Source organism: Desulforamulus reducens MI-1, from assembly GCF_000016165.1.
In the GTDB taxonomy this organism is placed as follows: Bacteria; Bacillota; Desulfotomaculia; order Desulfotomaculales; family Desulfotomaculaceae; genus Desulfotomaculum; species Desulfotomaculum reducens.
On record NC_009253.1, the window covers coordinates 857,583 to 880,004 of the forward strand.

Below are 22,422 nucleotides of genomic sequence, written 5' to 3' on the forward strand. Positions count from 1 at the left end.
TAATTGTAATTACCTCACCGGCCACTGATGCTGGTAAGACTTTTTTAGCAACTGGTATTGCAGAGACCCTGGCGTATAGTCAATATAAAACCAGCTTTTTAGACTATGACATTGCTGTGGGGGATTCTCTGCGCATTTTTGGCCTAATGGATGACGCTCGAAGGCCTCATCCCACGGTTTCCTCATGGCAAGACTATCCTGACTTAGCCCAGTCATCACTTAAAACCAAAAATGGTGTTTTAGTATTTCCTAAACCGGAAATATCTTATGAAGTAATCACCCGAGAAAACGCAATGAAGTTGGTTCAGGCGGTAAAGGATTTTTCCGACGCTATTGTTGTTGATCTAGGAACAGACCACAGGATGCCCCATTACGAGGCTTTTATAAAAGCTGCGGATACAGCTTTTCTTGTGGTTGATTGTGATGAAAAAGCCTTGGTTCGTCTAAAATCATTTATACATAACAATGCAATAAATCCCCAGAATGGGTGGATTTTAGCTATCAATTCCAGGGAAAGGAACGCAACCTATTCTACAAAAGAATTTGTACGTATTGCTAAGGGTCTAAACAATGTAACCAAGGTAATTGAAATACCTTTTTTCAAGGAAATTGAGAAACAGTTCCCTAAGACGTTTCCTCCAAGTTCCTCAGTTGCTAAAGAAATATTTAATATTCTCCAAGGGGGCTCAGTGAAAAAATCAATCCTAACAGATGGAATAAAATATCTAAAAAATAATATGAGTTGCATAAGTAATTCAAATGAAGAAGAGGAGATCTCTAATCAATCATTTGAAGTTTTGATCAATGGTGAATTAATAAATTATTGCAGCTTGAAAGAAATCAATAACATCGAAGATAGTATAGAAGCCATCTTTTTACCAACTGATTTTTCAAATATCTATGAAGTTATAAAAGAGCTGCGGAGAAAGACTGCTTTGCAAAAAGTCGCTATTGTAACCATTGGAAATTACGATTCCAAATTAATTGAATCAGGTGCTGATGAGTGTTTTCAAAAAATAAGCCCCGAAGTATTAAAAATAGTCAAGACTAAGGCCCAGAAATTAAGGGGGTTGTGGCATAAGGCAAATATAGACGAATTAACTGGTTGTTATCAGCGAAATTTTATGGACGAATGTTTTAACCACGCCATTCAAAATCATAAGGAGAAAGGGGAACCTTTTTCAGTAAACATCTTTGACCTTAACGACTTTAAAAATATAAATGATACTCATGGTCACAACGCTGGGGATTTGGTACTCAAAGCCTTTGGTCAACATCTCTGTACTACGTGTAGAGATATAGATATTCCTATCCGGAGTGGTGGGGATGAATTTATACTCATTCTTCCTAACGAAACTCTTGAAACAGCAAAAATAGTAGCAGAAAGAATAAGGTCAAGTTGGCAGGGAGTGTTCACATCTCCCAGTGGAAGATTCACGGCAACCTTCTCTGTTGGTATTTCTCAGGCAGGAGCAGACGGGGTTACCCAAGAGCAATTATTAAATGCGGCTGATAGAAGAATGTATCAGGACAAACAAAAATTCAAAAGCAATGTTATTTGTAAATATAAAAAAATAACCACGAATAGCCTTATGGTTACAACAAATCTCGTTGAGATAGACCAGCTCATTCAAAATAACAAAAAACCCCTGGTTGTTATCGATGCCGATAAAGGCCAACTAATAAACACGTTGGATATCAATCCAAATACAGCCTGGCAACATGATTGGCGCATAGGTTTGGCTGCTACACCTGCCAAAATCGGCAAGAAAACAGAGTTGTATTCTATCCCTCCGGATGAAACCGATATCGAATGGGAAGAAAGGGATCTAAGGGTATTAAAAGAAATTGTCCTGCAGGCTATTAAAGCCAAGAAAAAAGTTGTGATTGTAGCCGATAAACTCTATCCCGAAATTTCAGAAAGACTCTCCAGTATTTCATAGCCGGGCACCCTAGGTGTCCGGCTCCTTTATTTTTAAGACTACTTTTAGGTAGGTGATAAAAATTATATACTTCTACGGTTCAGAAACCCTTAGAAAAAAGTTATCGATGCTAGCCTTATCGAATCAGCCAGACAAAGCAAAATATGCTGTTATTGAAATGCCCGGGGGCTTAGATGCCATTGATAATATACCCCCTGGTATTCCCATATTTGCTGTTGTTACTGCTGTCATGTCCTTCCCGGAACTGAAGGTCATCCATACTCATAATGGGGTCAAGGTTATGAATCCAGAAAAAATTATTGAGGAACTATCAGGTATCATGCCTGCTCAACCCAATGACGATTTTGATCTATTCTTTGATGAGCCAGTCCCACAAGAACAGAAAAATGATGCTTTTACAGGCTCAGAAGACCAACCCGATAAATTTAACCTGGCGCCAAGACAACAGAAAGAAATAATGCATGAACCGGTTATTGATTATCCTGTAAGAAAGAATTATCTTAGCAGGCCTTCCACTAAAGCTAAGGTAATCATTTCTTTTTCAGCCGATACAGGTATCGGGAAAACAACCGTGGCCTCTAACCTTGGTTGCTATGCAGCCAAGCTGGGGATAAAAGACCCCGTGGTTGTAGACTTCGACTTGGGCGTTGGCAATTTGGATGTGGCTGTGGGTATGGTCAATGAGCAAGATCGGCAAAAACTTATGGACAAAAAAGTCCTTCCCAGTGGGGGAAGCTGGGCCACGGTAATTGACTGGCGCAACCACGCGGGGACCCTAAAGCAAAATACCCTCAAACATCATTCAGGCTTTTATGTTTTACCATCGTACAACCAGGAAGGCATTGATGAAATATCTCCTTCTGAAGCCCAGGAACTCATTGATATTTTGTCAGAGACCTATGGGCTTGTGGTAATTGACATGGGGCACAGGGCATCTGAACCCCATGCACGCATGGCTCTGGAGATGGCTGACACCGTTATCTTAGTGGCCGGTCAGACACAAAAAACCCTGGCTAGAATCACAGACTTTCTAAAACAGTCCGGTGGTCCCAAGAATAATATGCAGTTGTTATTTAACATGGTGGACCCATTGAAACGGTACGATCCTTCTCAGGTGGCAGAAAAACTGGGCTTTAAGTCTTACCACGAGATCCATATGGATGGTAAAAGTTCTGTGGCGGCTGAACGGAGACGGAAACTGTTTGTAGAGCTTAACGGCAGCACTGCCGGAGAAGAGCTAAAGAAATTTGCACATACCATCCTGCCAGTGGATGACTATCCTGAAACAGAAGAAACTAAGTCCTCCATACTAACAGGGCTTAACCCATTTAATAAGCTATCAAAAATCTTCAAAAGGAGGGACTAACAATAGAGAACAGCTATATTTACCTGCCAAACTTCCAAGTCTTTAATGAAAAACTATCATCTTTAACCGGGCTAAGATGCCTTAATGATTTAGGAGAAAGTCCACCAGCTGTGACGGTTATAGTCAGAAAGTGTAATCAGGGGGGTGTTGATGACCCAATCCTGCATATCTCAGACGTTTTCCGAACCTTGGTGGTAGCTGGTCCTCGAAACAATCAAGGCATGGCTTACCACAACCGAGTTACTTCCCTTGGGGTAGCAAGTGATAACGTTATCTTCTTAGAGAAAGGCACAAACTGGGCTCAAATGGTTGCTGACAGGGTTATCGCTATGATAGCTGCTAAGCCCGTTGTACAAAATGAAGATGATTATTGGGGGTTTGATTCCGATCCCCAGCCCCCAGTTATAAAACCTAAGAAGATCAAGGTAATATCCATTCTTGGCTACCGTGGAGGAACAGGACGGAGCACCATTGCTGCTTCTCTGGCCCTGCACTATGTTACAGCAGGCGAAAGGGTGACCTTGATTGACTTAGGTTCCCCGCCATCCCTGCATCGCCATACAGGTGCCGTGATGGAGATGCAAGATGGGGTATTGTTCGGAAGTGCCTGTTGTGATGTATATTCCCCGGCTTCCCCAGCATGGGCATTTTCTCCTGAACAACTGGGGGCCATGATCGAGGATTTTAGAAAAAATAGATACCGCCGTATTATTGTTGACTTTTCAGCCCAACCTGCACCGGGCCTGTTAGAAACAGTTCAATCAGACCGGATTATTACAGTGGTTGACTCTGACATTGAGCAATCCGTAGAACCTGCCATGGAGCAAAAGAACAACTCCATTTTTGTCTACAATAAGGCCATTCCAGAGACGGATGTTGACCTAATACAAGAGTACACCGGGGATTCACTGATCGTTATTCCAAGGGATGTAGTTGGTATCCAGGCTGCCTTAACCGCCAAGGAACCAGCCTACAATAAAAGTGAAGCTGTGGCCACTGGCATAGGTGCTCTGGCCGCAGAAATTGAGAAGTAAACGGAGGGGAGGAAGTCTTGAATAAGATTAAGTTATTTGTGTCAGGCCCACGGGAATTTGTTGATTATATAACGCATCAGGTAGAAAATAACCCGGGAGCCATGATGATTGTTAATGTCTCAACAGAGCCATCTCAAACAGTAGCAATCCTTGAGTCTGGGTCAACCAGTGCAGATGTGTTACTGCTGGGTTTTGATGACAGAAAGATTGAAACGATGGTTCAACCACTGTCCCGTTTTTCGGAAAACTTTCCCATATTTATTTCCGCAAAACAGCTTTCCGTTGCCCATAAAAAGTGGAAACCCTTCTACTTCAATATTGCCCGGGAGGGTGGAGAACTTTCAGCCATAACTAGATATTTCAAGGATAGACCCCAGGATATTGCCATACCAGAAAGGGCCAGTGTAATCAACACAGTTGCATCCCAAGCACGGGTGGAACACGTAAAGGAACGGGAAAATAGGATTGAAACAATACCGGTCGATAAAAAAGTAATTACAGTCTTTGGACAAAAGGGGGGGATTGGCAAAACCTGTACCGTTGTCTCGGTCTCTCAAAGTTTGTCCACCCTGACAACCATGTCCGTTTGTGTTCTTGACTTAGACATGAACAGGGATTATGGTGACATTCTCCGTTATTTTGGCTACGTGGGCAACGATAAGGTGGATGCCTTAACCATTGAACGTCCAGATTGGGCTGGACAACTTAAATTACCCACAGAGAAAACCTTATCTGCCTGGACAAAATTGCTTTCAGGAGAAAAGTCCGGGGATGGCAAATTTATGCTGAGTGATGAAATGCGCCTAAACAAAAAATTGGTTGAGCACTGCCTAATCAAAATAAAACCCAACCTGTTTTTCCTGCCGCCGGTCCGTACAATCATGGATGAACATTCAATCTCAGAAACGGATGTGCGGAAAATCATTAGCATATTAAGAAGGCACTTTTCAACAGTTATTATAGATGGCGGTAACACGCTTTCCACCCAAACCGTAAGTGCTATATCAGAGTCCGATGACCTTTTAATTATGGCAGAGGCGGCCATTGCCTCATTCGATAGTCTTGCGGACTTTACCTTAAATACGCTGAATATCGTTAAAGGCCATGCAGTACCAAGGATTATCATCAACATGATGATGGATAAAGATAAAATACCCCGTAAGCAATATGTCGATCCAGAAAAGGAACTGCCGGAAATTGTGGGCGGGTTTCCAGTAATCGCCGTATTTCCCTGGGATGATGAACTTAATATATCAGTTAGATGGAAGTTGATTGTGCCTTATTATGGCGCACACGATACGCCTTTTACCCGGGAAATGCCCAATTTGTTAAAGCACCTGTATCCAAAGGAAATATTTAGCCAAGCAAAGGAGAAAGACAGTGGTAATGGTTTCTTTCGCTTCTTTAAAAAGTTTCTGGCTTTAGGAGGTGCCCGATAGAAAATGCAAAAGGACCAGTTTAAGGGCTTGCAGGGTATATCTCCTTTGCTGCGTCAAAGGCAAGATCAACAGTTAGAAGAAATTATCTACTCCCGATTTGGTGAGTTAGTAATGGAGTGCAGAGCCCATGCCTTAACGATTTTTCAAAAGAACAAAGGTGAGAAGATTGATGGCAATTACCTAGAATCAGAATTAAACAATCTTCTAAGCAAAAAGTACGGAAATATTGGGTTGTCGGAACGAGAAAATATTGCCCGTATGGTTAAAAACGAAATGCTGGGGTATGGCGTTCTGCAGGACCTAATAGATGATCCTCTGATCTCTGATATCTATGTTATACGGTACAACAGAGTACGGTATAAAAGGGACGGCAAACTCTATGTTGCTAAGAATGTACGCTTCCGAGATGAGCAACACCTTCGTCAGTTCATTGACCTACTATGTTATATCGGTAAACGCAAGGTAGATGAATCTAATCCTACAGTATCCCTTACTACACCGGAAGGACACCGGGTGGCAATAACCCTGGGAACCATAGCAGATGGCTTCTCAACCATGTCTATACGGAAATTTCTATTTACAGGAAATATTGATGGACTTGTCAAAAATGGCACCTTCTCCAAAAGGGCGGCAGAATTTATAAGACGTTGCGTTAAGGGAAGACGGAATATTGTTATCGTTGGCCCCCAGAACACAGGCAAAACCACATTGATTGCTGTTCTTGGCCATGAGTTTGATGAAAACGAACTGCCGGTCCTGGTGGAAGAGGTCCGTGAGTGTACTATTGAACACCCGGATCTTCGTGTATTTGTTGCCAGACAAGCTAACATGGAGGGCAAAGGGGAATATGGCTTTAAACGCATTTTAAAGGATTCCTTACAATCAGGCGGCACACGGGTTCTGGTTGCTGAAGTACGGGACGGCAGTGTTTATTACATGCTCACAGCCATGGCCATGGGTCAGCAGGGTAGTATGGGCACCTTCCACGCCGATTCGCCACAGGATGCAATCCAAATTCGCTTAGTACTTATGCTAAGCCAAGCCCCGGAATGTGCCGGAATGACCATCGAAAGCATGTACCGCATCATTGGGGCTGCAGTACACACCGTTATAATGCTTAACCTCGATGAAAACGGTAGAAGGATATGCTCTCACATATCCGAAGTTCTAAAATCCACTGGGGAACCCCCGGAGGTAATAGATATTTTTGAAAGGAGGAACGGGGAGCTAGTATACACAGGTAATTATCCCATTAGGGCCGCAGAAGAAATGAAACAGTATGGGGTGGATTTTAAAGGGGTGATTGAAAATTAAAAAGCACAATATCTTTTATGTCTTATTTGTTGTTTTTGCAGTGGTTACAGCCATAGGGGTATTCCACGGATATAACACCGTTACAAAGAAAGTACCCGTGGCAAAGGCCGGGGCAGATCTCGTTCAGGATGAAATGGCCTCCTCAAAAAATCTTGTAATTGGACAAACACCCATCGGAGCCTTGCAAAAAGATACCGTCAGGCATCCTGACGAAATTAAGGGGATGTACGCCAAGGGCTTCATACCGGCTGGAACTGTTTTGAGAAAGTCAATGTTTATTTCCTTCAAAGATGCTGGGGTGGCCGCCAGACTAGCTAATTACCCTGGTAAAATTGCTGTATCCCTTGGGGCCGATATTTACACCTCGGTGGGTGGGGAATTGAAGAGGGAATACAAAGTTAACATTAAAAGTGGCTATAAAGGATCAGAACGGGAGATTGCAAAGGAAGCCATTGTTCTCTCCGAACCCACCGCCAAAAAAGAGGCCATTGTCCTTGCTATGACACCAGAGGAATCAACGTTATTAACATCTGCCAGGAGTAACAATGAAAAATTGACCGTACAAATATTACCGGTTAAGGGGGACTAAAAAATGTGGGTTTCCCTTTTTGCATTTCTTGCCGTTGTTTGTCTTGGCATCGGAATCATTTACCAGAAAGACTATTCCAAATTGAAGGAACTGCTTTCTGGCAAATCTTCCGTCAAGGTAGATGATAAGTCAAGTATTCTTGATGAATTATGGGGAACACCCCCTGACACCCGAAAAGCCACTCTGAACCAGGCTATGGTTGGTCTGGTTTTAGGTTTTATGGCAGGGGAGTTTATAAGCAGCACAGTTGCTTTACTGCTGGCCCCTTCCGGATTTGTACTGGGTCCACGTATTTATGAATTAGCAGTCAGAGGTTATAAAAGAAAAAAATTCCGTACTTTGTTTACCCGGGCTGTATCGGACATGGCTGTGGTAGCCCGCAACAGTACGATTCTGGAAGGTATTGCCCATGTTGCGGAAAATGCCAAACCGCCAGTATCCGATATCTTTAGTTACATTTCTGAAAGCATTCAAAAAGGGGAAAAAGACTACTTAGCCATTATCAAAGCTGCAGAAGTATATAATGTTCCTGAATTGCTCCCTCTGGCCGACTCCGTGAGAATTATCGCTGACCTTGGGGGTGGGAAAAGGGCGCCGGAAATATTAACTTCTGCCGCAGAGATGGTCAAACACCAAAACAGGTTTATTGATAAGGTGAACATTGCTGTATCGGAAATGCTATGGGATGCGGCCATCTCAATGCTGATCTTGGTTGCTTGTTTTGCTTGGCTGGCTCTCCCGGAAGATTCAGTATACCGTCTTTCATTATCTAAACATCCCATGCTGCTGGCCGCGGGATTTGGCAGTTTGATTATTTGCTGGGTTTTTATTTTTGCTGAGCTCAAGAAGTTTAAGTCAAAATGTGGTCTTTAAAGGAGGTTTTACGGAAGGGGATAGTATCTTGTGGATTCCTTTGAAAGCTGGACTACTGAGTACCTACTCCAAGATGCCATTGCAGGGGGTGTCTTTGTTTTTATCTTTCTATTAGCAGCCAGGTTTGCTGTTCGAGCAATCATTGGCAGTTGGTTTGGCCGAAGAAATGGAGCCCTTGTATCAACAATCGTAGAGGTCTTTGCTACCTTTTACTTTGTCATACAGGCATCCTACAACCCAGGGGTCTATTTAGGGGCAGTTTTGGCCTTCAGTGCTGGTATTATGAGACATTTAATCGGGAACATCAGGGGTTTATAACTTTTGTTAAGGGGTGATAACCATTGGCCATATTGTAACAGTATCTTTATTGTGCAGTTTGCTATCTTTAGCCGCAGGATTCTATTACCGAAAACAATATTCAGTCTTAAAAGAGAGATTATCGGGGCAAAAAAACAAGCTGACTTTTCTGCAGCTTTTTTCTAAAAAACTACCAGAATACCTAAAGGCATTGGGCATTGTCTTAGACTTCAAAAAGATTAATAACTGGCTTGTATTAGCAGGACGACCCTTTAAGCTAAACGCCGAAGAATTTGTGGGAGCTTACATCGTTTTGGTCGCAGGTACCGGCGTAGTTGCCTACACCATGATTAACCTGGGGTTGGTTAGTAAGTTGATAGGCTTTTTGTTTTTTGCGGTGCCATCGGTGGTGCCGTATTTTCATATTGAATCTGAAGCCCAAAAAGCCAGGGATAAGATTAACACAGAGTTGATTAACCTGATCTATTCCATGGATCTTGGCGTATCAAACGGCCTTGATGAAAAGTTGCTCATTCAGTGGGCAGCCGAGGGAAAAGGCCTATTGGCATCCATGCTTAGGGAATCATTAAAAGAAGTTGATCTTGGTGGAGAAGAATATCTTATCTTTTACAGGTTGGCCGAAGACTACAATGTCCCCGATGCAGAAGAGGTTGGCATGTTAATAAAACATGCAGAAAAGAACGGGGTAGATATTTCTCAAAGCCTGTATGACTTAGCCAGGGATTTTCGGTATCGGCGCGACAGTGACCTAGACAAGAATATAGGCAAAGTAAAGCTGACCATTGGGGTCTATGTGGTTTTGGCCTATATGGTAATGACCTTTGCCCTCATTGCCGGTCCGATCATGGTAGAATACCTTCCCTATTTATCGAAAGGTACCGGTTAATTACCTAATGAAAGGGGGGAAACCGATGTTTAAAAGGATAAAACGGTTCCTAACTAAAAAAGCTGGATTTAATTTTATCCAAGCTGGTTTAATGCTGGCCATTGCAGCAGTGGCTATTTACTATGGCTGGAACGACCACCTTAAAGACCCGTATTATGATAATGTCACTAAAACTGGCGGATACATGACTACTGGTGGACAAGAATAAGCACTGCTTATTAACCGAAACCCGGTCCTTTGGATCGGGTTTCCTTGAAAAATAAGACAATAAGACTCGGAGAAATTAACTGGTTATCTTATAGGTGAAGATTAGGGACCCAAACCTCTATTCTTCAAAAGCAAAGTACATACTATAGATTCCACTCATATTTATACCAAGGACGAATAATTGGTTTTACAATATTTTTCTTATTGTCAGATTTAACCCATTTAATAAAACTTACACATAAGCAAAATGGTAATCTCCATCCACGAAATATAAAATCATAAAAACTTATAATCTGTGTTTTCAAAAGCCATTTTCTAAAGGTAGCAATCCAATGAAATGGTAATGTAAAGAAACCAAATCGTATTTTTGAGAACAGACCAAGCTCTTTACATATTGGAGGGGGAAAGGAAAATAAATGAGACATTTCTTCAGGATTTACAAGCCATGTAGTAAGAATGATCTTTTTAGCACCAGCATTTTTGAGATTATTAAAACATATTTCCAAATCTTCATATATAAATTTTCTTCTATTAGGGTATTTGGAATAAATCAGAAATGCCAGAGGACTCATCTGTATCTTCCAAGTTCCCTTCCCCCGATATATACCACAACCAATACTACCTATTGGAACGAAACTAAGGGAATAAAACATATAACTAGTTGTAAAAAAACTCCAAATTATCATATAACCAAGATTTTTAACACTAACCGATTCATACAGCAATCCGAGAATAACAAAGTAAACAAACAAAGTAATATAGGAACCAAACCTAGATACAACAAGACTTCCAAGGGGCAATCTCAGTATATTGGAATGATTAGGCAAATTGTAGGAATCAATAGAGCAAGTAGAGTAACCGTTGGAGATTGTATCTCTAGCATTCTGGTTGGGTTCACACCAGGCATTTTCCTTTTGGTCATTATTTTTACTATGTACAGTCATAAACTTTTACTCCTTTCATTAAAAACTAATTTATTTAAAATACAAGAAATTTCCAAGTTGTATTTACTTGTGACCTTAAGCCTTTTTCTTATTATAGTCGGCATATGTCAACTTACCAATGGTCTTCTAGTAGTTTCGATTAGCAGAACTTTAAGAAATAAAAATTTATATATCTTATATCCCAAAGGTAGGTTATTACAAGTTAAGGTTGATAAAACTTGGGTTTTGATTAACTTTTTTGTAGGAACTTTATGTCCCGTTATTATTCCGACTATTTTGTGGGTAATATTTTTTGATATTAAAATAGTAAATGTGAAAAGTGGTTTTTTGTTATTCTTATTATTATGTCTAGTCCTAAATGCATTACATGATAACTGGAATTACATTTGGGAAGAACAAATCAAATCTAATCATACTAAATTCTTCTTACAGCAGTTAAATTTTAGAAAGTATCAATGATGTTTCTAATGTATAAATTCTATTTACTTGCTTTTGATAGCTACCCTACGGGTGGCTATCAGTATTTTAAGGGAAGCTATAAAATTGTAGCTGTAGGAGAGTGGTAATTATTGGTAAGCATGATTGTTATATTTTCATTGGCTTTGACAGCCTATATAGACATTAAAAAACGGGAGATCCCACATATAAGTGTCATATTGCTGCTATGCCTGGGTATCTACCTGCACTGGCAAGAACCATTATTCTTCCTAATTGGTATCTTTAGTATGTTTATTCCTCTGCTTCTCTTTAGTCTTGTCACAGGAAGTCTAGGTGAGGGAGATATAAAGCTTTTCGCTGTGATGGGAGGCATCATGGGGATAATGGATTGCCTGCTTTTCTTTGGCATAGTTAACCTTACTTCGATTGCTGGCGAACTCCTTTACAGAGCATATAAAGGAGAGCTGCGAAAGATTATGGTTCAACAAAAAGAACTGGCTTTATCCTTTATTAACGGTACATCAAAAAGTTTTATTGAACAGGTAAAACCAGAGGATACCGTACCCCTGGGAGCCTACTTTCTTCCGGGATACCTGATTTACTACATGGGGGTGATTTATGGTGTGTTTTAAAAGGTTCATGGTTAAAAAACGGGGAGAAGGATTAATTTTTATCTCCATTATCTTTGTAATTCTCATTGTATTAATCCTGAACGGTGCTCAATTGGGCATGTTTGCCTATTCCAAGGATATTACAAATACGGCTTCCCGGGAGGGGGCCAGGGCCTATGCCGTTGAGCACAGTGAAGATTTAGCAAGGAATCAAATAAAAGAGATTGTCTCAAAAACCCTATATGTCAATGAAGAAACCTTCCCTGGAGAGAATGTTGAACTTTCGGAGATAACCCATGAAGATCAACCCTTCTGCAAAGCAAGGGTAAGCTACAACGTTCCCGTTATTGCCCCGGATATATTAAAAATACTTAACCCCAAGGACCCCGGTTGGGGACGGTTTAAGAAAGTTACATCATCGGCTTATTTTCTAAAGGAGTATCAACCGGAGGAAGAGTTGGATGAAGAATAAGGTTCTAAAGGGTAAGAAGGGTTTTACCTTTATATTGTTTGTACCAGTATTTTTAATCATTATGCTATTCATGGCCAGGGGTATCGACTGGGGTATGGCTACCGTGGCCAGAGGAAAATTGCAAACCATTTCCGATGCCGGTTCTCTGGCCGGGGCCAGTGCTGTTGAACCGATCACTAAAGTGGAATTGGTGAATAATGATGATGGTTCTTTGGAACTCCGTGAGAAAGTGACTGGCATCAAAATTAACAGCGAAGAAGCCCAAAGGAGAGCCCGTTTAGCCAGAGAGTTAAACGGCGGTACCCAGGACTATTGGCAAGGTGTGGGTGGTCACTGGGAAGGGACAGAGGAACGTATAGAAGGGGATGACATCTACTGCGTTAAGTCTACCGCCAGGGTGAAGTTACCCTTTCTATCACGAATATATGAAAAAGTCTCTGGCCATAAGGATTTAACAATTACCATGCCAGGGGATGCTAGATCAGTTTTGATAAAACAGAAAATGAATATTGATGGGGAAGGGGATGGTATTTCTGAATAGGAAAACATTTGCCTTGATTGCTGTATTTATATTTATACTTGGTGGTGGAATCGGGGCTATGATTGACCACTACTATTACATTACAATACCTCAGCTAAATGCCATGGCAGAGGCCCAGCGCCAGCAGGAAGCACTAAATAAGGCGGTACGGCATGGTAAGGTGGTTGAGGTTAAGCAACAGGAGTTAACTGTTGCTGTAACCGAGTCAGGGGAGGAAACGGAAAAGGGAAAGACCATCACAGTGACATTGACCCCTCGCACCAATATCCAGAAAGGGGATCTTTTTTTGAACCGTGATGGACAGGTGGTAGATATTACGCAGCATCTGAAACCGGGAATAGAAGTGGATTTGCTGGTCAGAGGGGATAAAGCCATGGCCCTGTATTGGGAGCCAGGAGAGGAAAAATAGGTTGGGCGGGATTTGAACATGGATATAACTGTATTTCCATCGGATGCTCGGATGCAAAGTTATATTGTGTGGTCTAGTAATGCTACGGATTGGATTTATTTTTTCTTCTTCTTTATTTTAGTTGTCATAGCAGCTGTATATTGCACAAAGAAGATTAAATCGAATCTAGGCTATTTAGCTGTTATGGTTGCAGTCATAATACTTCTTTCTATTGCAAGCCATTCATTATTAATTGATGTGGAATATGCTTCGATCACGTAATTAAAGAAGTGGTGAAATTATAAATCTTTACGAGGAAGAGAGGGATATAAACATGAATAATTTTAAAATCTCGAAAACTATTAAGATATTCTTAGCTGGATATCTTGTTGGCATTTTTCTAACTACAGCACATTTTAACTATAAGATTAATGAGCGAGATTTTTTGTTTTCGCAATTGTTAAAATATCATGATGCGTTTATTGTTTCAGTTTCAAATACTATAAAAGAAATGGAGCGTGAATATGGGCATAAAGTTGCGGTAAGTTACAGTAACAAGCTAAAGGAGAATTTTCAAAACGAGCATAAGAAAAGTATCAATGAATATGATGCTAAGAAAGCAGATGAAATTTTTGAGAATAATAAACGGATAAACAGTGTGTATACGCATACCTATCTTAGTAAAAACCAAAGTGTTTACAAAGACATAGTGAATTAGAAACAGTCATATAAGCAGTAAACGGTTTAGACACCGGGGGATTCCCCGGTTTTTGTTTTTATAGGGGGTATGCAAATGAGGAAAAAGATTATTGCACTGTCCTTGGTTCTTGTAATATCTACGGGTATCGGATTGGGGGTTAAGTATTATAAACAGAATGAGTCTGTTCTAACAAAAAGCGAATCTACAATTTGGACCACCAAAAAGCAAGAATCAGATAAAACGAAAAGTCAGGGTGACGTATTAGATGTTAAGCCAAATCAAATTACAGTAAAAACTTCAGGGAAAACAATTACCTATACTACAGATAAAAACACCATTATCCAAGAGGGAACAACTCTTCTTTGCAATCCCGATGGGAAAGGTAACAGAGAAGTAGACCTTACGGCCTGTTTAAAATCAGGAATGAATGTAAACATATCAGCCCAAGGAGACAAGGTTTATAATGGTAAAAGATGCTAAAAAGCGTTTGGGAGAGCTTGCTGACTTTGCGGCAGGATTCTATCTATGCGGAGGTGGTGCTGAAGCACTGCCCCTTAAAGAACTGCTTCCAGGTGCAGTAATCCATGATAATCCACAAACCGCCAATGCCAGAGCCTATTTACAATTGGCCATGAGTGAATAATTAAATTCAGTTAGGTGGAACTGACCACCTAACAGTAGTTGCGAGGAGTAACTTCAATACTTACAAGATTCCTGTAAGCATTGAAGTTACATATCTCAATAAAAACACTAAAATTAAGACGGCAACTACTATTTCGAAGAACTTAAAAATTATAAGCAAGGCAGGGTTATCTTTTAACAGTAAATGAATTATGGCAATAAAAAGACCAATCGTTCCGGTAATAATAACTGTCTGGATTTCACTTTCAATTGCTAAATTCACTAACCCTAATAAATCATTTTGGAGTTGGTAAAAAAATGAGTCAATATCCATTCGCTAAACAGCCCTTTCAACGTTTAATAAGTTTTACAGACAAATACATTACTCCTTTACTAATAGGAATAGGCACGGCAGTTCCAATGCTTGGAGTTATTTATCTTATAGGTATTTTTTATTGGATCGTACATTATTTTTCCAGTCAGTTGACAACCTTACCGCCATACTTTCTGGTTGGAGTAATATTTTCATTATTAGCCTCACTTATAGGTGCGGTTACCTTTACTTTAAAGACTTACAAATATATTAATAATAAGAATAAAACAAATAAGTTGATATATATTGTGGGAATGACTAGCTATTTTTTATATGCTTTTTTATTAATTGTCACATAAGTTAATAAAAATATCCATAGTTGACTTCTCCCCACGGCTAAAGCCGGGGGATTTACGGTACATTCTGGTAAAAGACCATTTTTTCAATCAAAAGAAAAAGATTGTATCAATAGATGGCCCTGTTATTGAAGTCCACTCCCAAGATAATAAAATCCAAGAATTTGTTGTAGAAACTGAGGGGGGATTTTTCGGGTTTTAGTAAAAAACAATCATGTTTTTGCAACACAAAAAATCAGTTAGTAAAAGAATAACTGGAGGTAAGAAAATATGGGGGGAAAAAAAGAGACCATTACAATGGGGTTGGTAATGCTAATAATATTTGTCATAATAATTTCCATATTTTACGCTATGGTGTCTTTTGCTCATGGTAGTCTTGAAAAGGAGCAGGCAAAGAAAGAAAACTTACGAGCAACGTATCAAAAGAGTGGAATGAAACAAGTAACCCTAGTAGATTCAGATTCAGGTAATCATGTGTTTGTGCATGAACCAGGTACAGTTGTTGATATTGTTTCAGAATACAAAATTACTCAAAAAAATAAAGATACAGTTAAAAAAGCAGGAATAACGGTATCTACAATAGATGGCAAAATTGCTGCTGCAGAAATTATTGGAAAAGGATATTTTTTGGAAGTCACTGACTACTTTTATGGCAAATCTGATGATTATAAACTAAATATTTTTACGGATAAAAAGACTTACCAGCAAATAATTGAGAGAGGACTTAGGGGAGAAAAGGTTTACTGTACAAAGCACGTAACACCTAGGGATTAACCTCGGTTTTTGTTTTTATAGGAATAAAATGGTAATAAAGTATTGACAAAAAAAGGGGTACAATATATAGTAAGGAAAAGGTAAGGAACTATACTAGATATGGGATGATAAAAATTGTCTAAACTAATACTTTCTACTATGACATCAAAAGGTCAGACAACGGTACCAAACAGTGTTAGAAAAATGATTGGACTAAAGGAAGGCGACAAAATACTATATACTCCACATGAAAATGGTTTTTTAATCACAAAATTAGAAGCAGGATACTCTACCTGCCCTTGTTGCCAGGGAACCGGGATAGTAAAGGAAAAGGGAAGTGATTAAGATGTTTATGAAAATAGATAATCTTAAAAAAGTATTAGAGGCTGAGAGACCTTTATACCCTGAGTTGATGGCAACAATAGCCCAAAAATTCCGTGAGGACTGGACGTATAATACCAACGCCATCGAGGGCAACACAATGACCTTACAGGAGACAGCTTTTTTTCTTCGTGAGGGTTTAACTGTTAAAGGTCGCACACTTAAAGAGCATTTAGAGATGATTAACCATGCCGAGGCCGTGGACTTTCTAAAAGATGCTATCAAACACAGAGATTTAACGGAGGGACTAATTAAAGAATTTCATGCCATGCTGTTCTCTGGCATCAAGACTTTAGCTGGGGGAGTACCAGTTATACCAGGAGCCTACAAAACAAAAGACAATCACGTTTTAACCGCCAGCGGAATAATTCACCATTACGCACCAGCAACTCAGGTTTCTGCTGAAATGGAAAACCTTATAAACTGGTACAATGACAGCAAACTAAAAATGCATCCGATTGAATTAGCTGCTCTCTTTCACCACCGATTTGTTGCCATTCATCCCTTCCCTGATGGAAACGGTAGAGTAAGCCGGTTGTGTATGAACTACATCTTAATGAAGAACGGTTATCCCCCGGCCATTATCCGCAAGGAGAACCGCTGGGACTATTACACTGCCCTGGAAGAAGCAGACAACAATAAGACCGAAGCATTTGTGCAGTTAGTAGCTGCTGAGGTTAAGCAAAGCCTTGAATTGATGATTACGGAGATAGAGAAAGTTAAACGGGTTAATTGATAATTTAACTTTCCATACAATGCTGCCGTACTCGCTACGGCGGAAGTTGACTAGGTTCACAGAATAGAAAGTAGGTGATTACATGAAAAAAATCTTCGTTACTGGCCTGTTGGCTGTATCAATGGCTTTAGTTATTGCCACTGGTGCGTTCTCTGCGCAGGGAGACCCTCTGACTAATGGTGTGCTTCGTTTTATGATTGGACAAAAGCACTATCTAGTTGATAAAAATACGACTGAAATGGATGCGGCACCATATATCAAAAGCGGACGTACCTTTGTTCCTGTTCGGTTCCTGGGAGACGGCCTAAGTGCGGCAACTGATTATACCACCGATGGAACGGTTACAGTTACTAAAGGAGATAAGCTAGTTACCCTGAAAATCGGTTCTGGCCAATTGAAAATAGGTAATGCTCAAAGCTGGATGGACGTAGCCCCCGAGATCAAAGAGGGACGGACTTACCTGCCTGCTAGATTCGTGGCCGAAGCCTTTGGCTATCATGTGGATTGGGATGCAGATACCGAAACAGTTAGGGTATTCCCCGATGGAGTGGTGTTGAAGCCAGAAATAGTTTATCAGTTAGAGAAATTCTTAGGTGCTGAAATGACGTACTACGTAGATAGCATGGATAGTAAATATAACCATTGGAAATATGGTTCTAAAAAAGATAACTTTGATGTAGGTTATGATAATGATGGTGATATTTATATCCGTGTCTTTGAACATGCAAAAGAAGAAGATATTCAAAAGTCCTTTGCTGTTATGCGGGGATTGTATCCGAACAACCCTGAGATAGTTCAAAAAATGCAGTCAATCTTAGGAAAGAAACGTCAGAAGAATGATTACGATGAAAAATGGAAAATTAAAGTGAACAATAGAAGCGTTCATGTAAATACATTTTGGAATGATAACACAGTTCTTTATAGTGTTATGGTTCTCAAAGATGATAAGTAAGGCACACAATCGTGTGTCTTTTGTTTTTTTAAGGGGGTATGAGAATGAAAAGAATCTTAACTATCTGCGGAATAGTGGTATTATTTATCGGTATTTTTGCTTATGCAAAGTGGCCTTTTGAGCAAGAAGTTGTTACTGAAAAAACAGACCAATCAGTGGCAGTTGAAAAGATCGAGAAGCAGCTTAACATTCAAATGACTAAGCCTGAAAAGGCTAATTTCTGGGACTATCAGTTAAAAGATAAGATAAGGATCACTTACGATGAACCAGAATCTATTGCAGAAGTTTCAATCTCTGTATTTAGTAACGCTACAACCGAAGATGTAAAAAACACCTGCAAGGTTTTGAAAGGATATTTTTCTCCAGAAGAACAGGAAGAAATTGCCGCAAAGATTCTTTCTATCTACCAGAAGAAGAAATCCAACCCTGAGTATGACGAACGCTGGGAACACAAATATGGTAATCGACGGGTAAATGCTAATGCATTTTGGAATGACCAAACTGCTCTCATGTCCGTATTGATTTTCAAGGAGGGGAAGTAAATGAAACGATTTATCACCCTTCTGTCCTTAGTTTTCTTTACATTCTTTATTGTCAACACTGCTTTTGCAGGGCTATTGGAAGATACCTTACAACAATTACATTACGAAAACCCCAGGGTAATTCACGGTAAGACGCTATACGCGCGATTAGCCGAGGGTACTGATCGACCCAGGGTAGTCTACGGTACACCCAATGATGTTAGTGGTGTCAACCCACCCCAGAGTTTAAAAAACGGTCAATATAGATATTTAGGCTATGCCTATGATGGCGAACCCTTTACAAACTCTAACTTCCCCAATGATGACTTGAAAACAAACTATGATCAAAGAAACTGGATTTCTGAACCGTGGAATAATGGACTATGTAATAATCAATGGAATGAAGACTTCTCCGAAGATGTTTGGAACTCTATCTTTGCAGCCCTACCACCTAGCTTACATGACAGAGACAAGGTCAAAATCCTCGTACCGCCAACCCCTACCACCATGGGTTCCGTCCGAGCCTGGCACCAAAGGCCGGATGGCATTTGGTATGAGACATTTAACAGCATTCAGTATTTAGGCCCTGCAAGCCTTGAAGTGGTTCCTGATGAAGCCACCGTCAAAGTTGGCGGCACCCATCAATACCACGCAATCTTGCACTATAGCGACCCAAACATGAAACCACAAGACGTTACCAATACCGCAGAATGGTCTACCAACGTGCCTGAAATTTCCAAGGTTAATAAAGGGCTTGCCACTGGCCTAGCCAAAGGCACAGCAACAATTACGGCCAAACACTCGGGCCTAACGGATAGGGCACTGTTTAGAGTTATTAACGACAGTGAGCCAGAACCCCCAAGTCCAGAGAAACCAGAACCTCCTAAGCAGGGGGAAGAAGGAAACCTCTATGTTCTTTCAATCGAACTCCTGGATGCCAATGGCTCGCCATTCTATGGCACCCTGACTGCTGGTCAAAACTATAAAGTGAAAGCAACATATAAGTCCAAGTTTGACATATCTGGCTGGGCAAGGCTTGGAATGTTCTATAAAACGTCCTCTGATGTAAGAAAAGTCGGTGATTATGTACATGTACAAATGTCACCCGGCGATACTACTGAAAAAACATGGGAATTTAATGCTGCACCAGGGAATGGATCACTTATAGCAACGATCCAACTGGACTGGCGGAGTGGAGAAGCCTTTAACCCCTTGCAATTTGAGGGCAAAACAGAAACAACCTACGACGACAATAAAATGTCTCTAAGCCTAGGAGGATCTGATAGCCCAACAGGTCCACCATCAACCCGAGTTTATGAGAGAACTGGCTATTATCACCCCGTCAGAACAGTAGCTGTACCGGTCTACCGCAAAGAATATGAAACAATCATAGAGTATGTAAAAGTCCCCTTTGTACCGGCTAAATATAAAGTTAAAACAATTCTTATCCCCCATAAAGATGATGAATAATTCTTAGACCTGCACCCGCAGGTCTTTATTTTTTAGGGAGGTGGTAATTTGAAAAAAGTAATGTTTCTGCTGGTGGTGGTATTATTATTGTTTGCCACACCAGTTTTTGGGCAAACAAAAGATTGGCAGGACTTGGGAAATGGTATAAGCGTTTATGGCTATCGGAAAAATTATGGAGACAAAGATTTACTGATTGAGTGTGATAGTGGTACAGGAAAGGAAACTGGCAATGCTTTTTGGGCTCAAAAGAGAGTGAAAGAAAAAGATGTATTTGACCACTGGAATTACATCAAAAAAGAAGATTTCTCTATTGTATCGGAAGTTCAGCCAGTGAAAGTAAAAAGAATCTTTGCGCCAAATATACCAACCAATGAATTTGATTCCGTAACAAATCCTACAACTGGGGAAAAAGTTGTAGCATCATCTGGAATGGTATCGTGGCCTGGAGATAACTTTGCTCGCATTGTTCCAGGAACAAATCCTGCTTATTGGTTAATTGTTGCCGAAGTAAAAAACCCCAACCCATTTCCGGTTAAGGCAGAGGTTAGAGTTGCTGTTCAGAGTATGGAAGTAAAAGAAGAAATCAAGTTTCAAAGCCAGGAGACTAGATACGTTAAAGTAAACGATCAACCCCAAGAAAAAATACTTTCACAAAGGGCATCTAATGACCAAAATGGTTGGTCATTGGCCTCGTGGAGTACAAAGATTACTGAAAATATGGACATTCAGTTACCGAAATATTTGGGAACGGGGAAAAGAGCATGGATTGATTGGGGTGATCTAATAGGACAAACACTAGATTTAGAACTTTATAAACCCGATGTATTAGATCAGAACTCTGCATATTCAATTAAGGTCTACAACCGAAAAGGTGATCCTTGGTCATTTGATGGTTCTATTAGATATACCGAAGATGGGTGGATTGTAGCTGGTAAGGCGTTCCCTGAGAATAAACAAGAATATGTTTTAACTTTCATGAAAGATTGGATAAAAAGAAATGCTTTAGAACTACCCGTTATAAGATCATATAGTGAAGAACAGGAAATTGATGGAATAACCATCGAACGGTGTAAACCATCCAATGCTGCGCTGGCGGATATCGCAAGTTCCCTAAACAATATAGTTGGCCCCATAATTCAAGGTTATGATAGCAGAAAACGATCCCTTGCTGAGTATGAACAAAACTTTAATGATCTACCAGTATTTAAGGTTGACGATCCAAAATTAGCAGGGTGGGCCGGGGATAAGCTGCCGGTTGTTACGCAAAGACCTATTTTTATCTCACAGTATGAATTTGTGCCACAAGAAAGTCCCAACGTGGGGCTATTAAAGAAAACCTTACAACCGGGATTGTTCATCCAGGCGGATAATGAATCCAGGCCAAAATTAGAAACTAAGATTTTACTGAATAACTTTATAAAAGAAGTTACTGACAGTAAGACAAAGTACACTTTTTATGTTGATGTTAGTATTACAGGCATAAATAACAATAACTTTGACGTAATTTTTAAAACCAATAATGGTGGCAATGTAAGAGTCTATCTTCCCCAGTTGCAGTACCTTAAAAACTATGTTCAAACCCTAAATAGTATAGGGGAAGAAACGCGATACGAAAAAATAAACCGTAAGAATATCAAGATAACCAAAAAATGGTATAAAGACCCAATAACCACACCTGACTTCAATTTTGTAACACTTGATAATTCAATCAGACTAGATAAAAACTCTTCAAAGCAATTGTTTAAAGGAATTAAAGAGATATGCTTTGAAATAGACACAACCCCAGAGCAAAGTGTAGAAGCTAAATTTAGTAATTTTTTTGGCGGTCAAAACGAGGCAATTTTTTTTAGCAATGGTAGCCGATATATAATGGAAATTCCTTACCAAGATAGTTTTGTTGGATTAGCACTGTTCAATATGAAGTATAGAAGTTATAGCCTTGGTAAACAACAACATGACAGCTACTACAGCATTGGTATGTTTGGATGCTCTGCAGGTATTCAAAGTATGTCCAACCTGCATGAAGGCTTATTTCTGTTTCCTAAAGATGAATTTTATTACTTAGTTACTCAAAACCGCCAAAATACATTAACTTTTCCTGGTAATTCAAAGGAGAATTTGTATAACATTGCAACCCCTAATAATAATCCATCCGAAAATCCTAGTCTCTCACTAGCAGATATCTGGATGGAATACCGGGCTTATCGACCCTATGCAGTAGATTGGGAATATACTTGGGAAGAGTCTGAATAATTT

27 protein-coding genes are annotated in these 22,422 nt (G+C 40.0%); 26 read left to right on the forward strand and 1 reads right to left on the reverse strand.

The annotated features are described in order from the left end of the window. Positions 1-146 precede the first annotated feature (146 nt). From DRED_RS04275 to DRED_RS04320, 10 genes are all read left to right on the forward strand, one after another. A complete protein-coding gene (locus tag DRED_RS04275; protein ID WP_156779583.1) occupies positions 147-1,943 on the forward strand; it encodes a GGDEF domain-containing protein in 1,797 nt (598 codons plus the stop codon). A gap of 52 nt (positions 1,944-1,995) precedes the next feature. Next, complete coding sequence (locus tag DRED_RS04280) at positions 1,996-3,309, forward strand: CpaE/TadZ family protein (protein WP_041274439.1); 1,314 nt, start codon at positions 1,996-1,998, stop codon at positions 3,307-3,309. A 110-nt stretch (positions 3,310-3,419) separates the two neighbouring features. Next, positions 3,420-4,343, forward strand: coding sequence for a cellulose synthase operon protein YhjQ/BcsQ (locus DRED_RS04285; protein ID WP_011877174.1), 924 nt, complete (start codon positions 3,420-3,422; stop codon positions 4,341-4,343). A 17-nt stretch (positions 4,344-4,360) separates the two neighbouring features. Continuing rightward, the gene (locus DRED_RS04290; RefSeq protein ID WP_011877175.1) at positions 4,361-5,782 is read left to right on the forward strand and encodes a CpaE/TadZ family protein; all 1,422 of its coding nucleotides are present in this window, start codon (positions 4,361-4,363) and stop codon (positions 5,780-5,782) included. Positions 5,783-5,785: 3 nt separating this feature from the next. Beyond that, entirely contained in the window at positions 5,786-7,096 is a 1,311-nt protein-coding gene (locus tag DRED_RS04295; RefSeq protein WP_011877176.1) for a TadA family conjugal transfer-associated ATPase, read from the forward strand. Beyond that, on the forward strand, positions 7,086-7,685 hold the full coding sequence (locus DRED_RS04300) for a CpaB family protein (RefSeq protein ID WP_011877177.1): 600 nt from the start codon (positions 7,086-7,088) through the stop codon (positions 7,683-7,685). The genes DRED_RS04295 and DRED_RS04300 overlap by 11 nt, the downstream gene beginning before the upstream one ends. 3 nt (positions 7,686-7,688) lie before the next feature. After that, positions 7,689-8,558, forward strand: a complete 870-nt coding sequence (locus tag DRED_RS04305) for a type II secretion system F family protein (RefSeq protein ID WP_011877178.1) — start codon at positions 7,689-7,691, stop codon at positions 8,556-8,558. Positions 8,559-8,588: 30 nt separating this feature from the next. Then, on the forward strand, positions 8,589-8,876 hold the full coding sequence (locus tag DRED_RS04310) for a hypothetical protein (protein WP_011877179.1): 288 nt from the start codon (positions 8,589-8,591) through the stop codon (positions 8,874-8,876). A 13-nt stretch (positions 8,877-8,889) separates the two neighbouring features. Continuing rightward, the gene (locus tag DRED_RS04315) at positions 8,890-9,762 is read left to right on the forward strand and encodes a hypothetical protein (protein ID WP_011877180.1); all 873 of its coding nucleotides are present in this window, start codon (positions 8,890-8,892) and stop codon (positions 9,760-9,762) included. 25 nt (positions 9,763-9,787) lie between these two features. Beyond that, on the forward strand, positions 9,788-9,970 hold the full coding sequence (locus DRED_RS04320; protein WP_041274440.1) for a hypothetical protein: 183 nt from the start codon (positions 9,788-9,790) through the stop codon (positions 9,968-9,970). 142 nt (positions 9,971-10,112) lie between these two features. On the opposite strand, the gene DRED_RS18585 is transcribed toward DRED_RS04320, so the two are convergent. Beyond that, on the reverse strand, positions 10,113-10,913 hold the full coding sequence (locus DRED_RS18585; protein ID WP_156779584.1) for a hypothetical protein: 801 nt from the start codon (positions 10,911-10,913) through the stop codon (positions 10,113-10,115). A gap of 578 nt (positions 10,914-11,491) precedes the next feature. Here DRED_RS18585 and DRED_RS04330 point away from each other — a divergent pair. The 16 genes from DRED_RS04330 (at position 11,492) to DRED_RS04415 (ending at position 22,419) form a co-directional block, all read left to right on the forward strand. After that, a complete protein-coding gene (locus DRED_RS04330) occupies positions 11,492-11,983 on the forward strand; it encodes a prepilin peptidase (RefSeq protein WP_156779585.1) in 492 nt (163 codons plus the stop codon). A gap of 7 nt (positions 11,984-11,990) precedes the next feature. Next, positions 11,991-12,434, forward strand: a complete 444-nt coding sequence (locus DRED_RS04335; protein ID WP_156779586.1) for a hypothetical protein — start codon at positions 11,991-11,993, stop codon at positions 12,432-12,434. After that, a complete protein-coding gene (locus tag DRED_RS04340; RefSeq protein WP_011877184.1) occupies positions 12,424-12,975 on the forward strand; it encodes a Tad domain-containing protein in 552 nt (183 codons plus the stop codon). Before DRED_RS04335 ends, DRED_RS04340 begins: the two co-directional genes overlap by 11 nt. A gap of 13 nt (positions 12,976-12,988) precedes the next feature. Next, entirely contained in the window at positions 12,989-13,384 is a 396-nt protein-coding gene (locus DRED_RS04345) for a hypothetical protein (protein ID WP_156779587.1), read from the forward strand. Positions 13,385-13,697: 313 nt separating this feature from the next. After that, positions 13,698-14,081, forward strand: coding sequence for a hypothetical protein (locus tag DRED_RS04355; protein WP_011877186.1), 384 nt, complete (start codon positions 13,698-13,700; stop codon positions 14,079-14,081). A gap of 75 nt (positions 14,082-14,156) precedes the next feature. Then, positions 14,157-14,543 carry a hypothetical protein gene (locus tag DRED_RS04360; RefSeq protein WP_011877187.1) on the forward strand — a complete coding sequence of 129 codons (387 nt, stop codon included), beginning with the start codon at positions 14,157-14,159 and terminating at the stop codon, positions 14,541-14,543. Then, positions 14,527-14,706 (forward strand): hypothetical protein, encoded by a 180-nt coding sequence (locus tag DRED_RS04365; protein ID WP_041274442.1) that lies wholly within the window; start codon positions 14,527-14,529, stop codon positions 14,704-14,706. The genes DRED_RS04360 and DRED_RS04365 overlap by 17 nt, the downstream gene beginning before the upstream one ends. 296 nt (positions 14,707-15,002) lie before the next feature. Next, positions 15,003-15,356, forward strand: a complete 354-nt coding sequence (locus DRED_RS04375; protein ID WP_041274443.1) for a hypothetical protein — start codon at positions 15,003-15,005, stop codon at positions 15,354-15,356. Beyond that, a complete protein-coding gene (locus DRED_RS18965; RefSeq protein WP_041274444.1) occupies positions 15,346-15,555 on the forward strand; it encodes a hypothetical protein in 210 nt (69 codons plus the stop codon). Before DRED_RS04375 ends, DRED_RS18965 begins: the two co-directional genes overlap by 11 nt. 68 nt (positions 15,556-15,623) lie before the next feature. Further along, a complete protein-coding gene (locus DRED_RS04385) occupies positions 15,624-16,127 on the forward strand; it encodes a hypothetical protein (protein ID WP_011877189.1) in 504 nt (167 codons plus the stop codon). Positions 16,128-16,241: 114 nt separating this feature from the next. Further along, complete coding sequence (locus DRED_RS04390) at positions 16,242-16,451, forward strand: type II toxin-antitoxin system PrlF family antitoxin (RefSeq protein ID WP_041274445.1); 210 nt, start codon at positions 16,242-16,244, stop codon at positions 16,449-16,451. Between the two features lies 1 nt (position 16,452). Then, the gene (locus tag DRED_RS04395; protein WP_011877190.1) at positions 16,453-17,223 is read left to right on the forward strand and encodes a Fic family protein; all 771 of its coding nucleotides are present in this window, start codon (positions 16,453-16,455) and stop codon (positions 17,221-17,223) included. A gap of 82 nt (positions 17,224-17,305) precedes the next feature. After that, the gene (locus tag DRED_RS17770) at positions 17,306-18,175 is read left to right on the forward strand and encodes a copper amine oxidase N-terminal domain-containing protein (protein WP_011877191.1); all 870 of its coding nucleotides are present in this window, start codon (positions 17,306-17,308) and stop codon (positions 18,173-18,175) included. 44 nt (positions 18,176-18,219) lie between these two features. Further along, on the forward strand, positions 18,220-18,717 hold the full coding sequence (locus DRED_RS04405) for a hypothetical protein (RefSeq protein ID WP_011877192.1): 498 nt from the start codon (positions 18,220-18,222) through the stop codon (positions 18,715-18,717). Further along, positions 18,718-20,166 (forward strand): Athe_2463 domain-containing protein, encoded by a 1,449-nt coding sequence (locus tag DRED_RS04410; RefSeq protein ID WP_011877193.1) that lies wholly within the window; start codon positions 18,718-18,720, stop codon positions 20,164-20,166. It begins immediately after the preceding gene. A gap of 48 nt (positions 20,167-20,214) precedes the next feature. Next, complete coding sequence (locus tag DRED_RS04415; protein ID WP_011877194.1) at positions 20,215-22,419, forward strand: hypothetical protein; 2,205 nt, start codon at positions 20,215-20,217, stop codon at positions 22,417-22,419. Positions 22,420-22,422: the final 3 nt, after the last annotated feature.

Coding starts and splice junctions, on each gene's coding strand:
- DRED_RS04410 (WP_011877193.1), top strand. CDS start 18,718: ATGAAACGATTTATCACCCTTCTGTCCTTAGTTTTCTTTACATTCTTT.
- DRED_RS04365 (WP_041274442.1), top strand. CDS start 14,527: ATGGTAAAAGATGCTAAAAAGCGTTTGGGAGAGCTTGCTGACTTTGCG.
- DRED_RS04355 (WP_011877186.1), top strand. CDS start 13,698: ATGAATAATTTTAAAATCTCGAAAACTATTAAGATATTCTTAGCTGGA.
- DRED_RS04395 (WP_011877190.1), top strand. CDS start 16,453: ATGTTTATGAAAATAGATAATCTTAAAAAAGTATTAGAGGCTGAGAGA.
- DRED_RS04320 (WP_041274440.1), top strand. CDS start 9,788: ATGTTTAAAAGGATAAAACGGTTCCTAACTAAAAAAGCTGGATTTAAT.
- DRED_RS04330 (WP_156779585.1), top strand. CDS start 11,492: ATGATTGTTATATTTTCATTGGCTTTGACAGCCTATATAGACATTAAA.
- DRED_RS17770 (WP_011877191.1), top strand. CDS start 17,306: ATGAAAAAAATCTTCGTTACTGGCCTGTTGGCTGTATCAATGGCTTTA.
- DRED_RS04340 (WP_011877184.1), top strand. CDS start 12,424: ATGAAGAATAAGGTTCTAAAGGGTAAGAAGGGTTTTACCTTTATATTG.
- DRED_RS04405 (WP_011877192.1), top strand. CDS start 18,220: ATGAAAAGAATCTTAACTATCTGCGGAATAGTGGTATTATTTATCGGT.
- DRED_RS04335 (WP_156779586.1), top strand. CDS start 11,991: ATGGTTAAAAAACGGGGAGAAGGATTAATTTTTATCTCCATTATCTTT.
- DRED_RS04275 (WP_156779583.1), top strand. CDS start 147: ATGGATGACGCTCGAAGGCCTCATCCCACGGTTTCCTCATGGCAAGAC.
- DRED_RS04385 (WP_011877189.1), top strand. CDS start 15,624: ATGGGGGGAAAAAAAGAGACCATTACAATGGGGTTGGTAATGCTAATA.
- DRED_RS04295 (WP_011877176.1), top strand. CDS start 5,786: ATGCAAAAGGACCAGTTTAAGGGCTTGCAGGGTATATCTCCTTTGCTG.
- DRED_RS04360 (WP_011877187.1), top strand. CDS start 14,157: ATGAGGAAAAAGATTATTGCACTGTCCTTGGTTCTTGTAATATCTACG.
- DRED_RS18585 (WP_156779584.1), bottom strand. CDS start 10,913: ATGACTGTACATAGTAAAAATAATGACCAAAAGGAAAATGCCTGGTGT.
- DRED_RS04305 (WP_011877178.1), top strand. CDS start 7,689: ATGTGGGTTTCCCTTTTTGCATTTCTTGCCGTTGTTTGTCTTGGCATC.
- DRED_RS04375 (WP_041274443.1), top strand. CDS start 15,003: ATGAGTCAATATCCATTCGCTAAACAGCCCTTTCAACGTTTAATAAGT.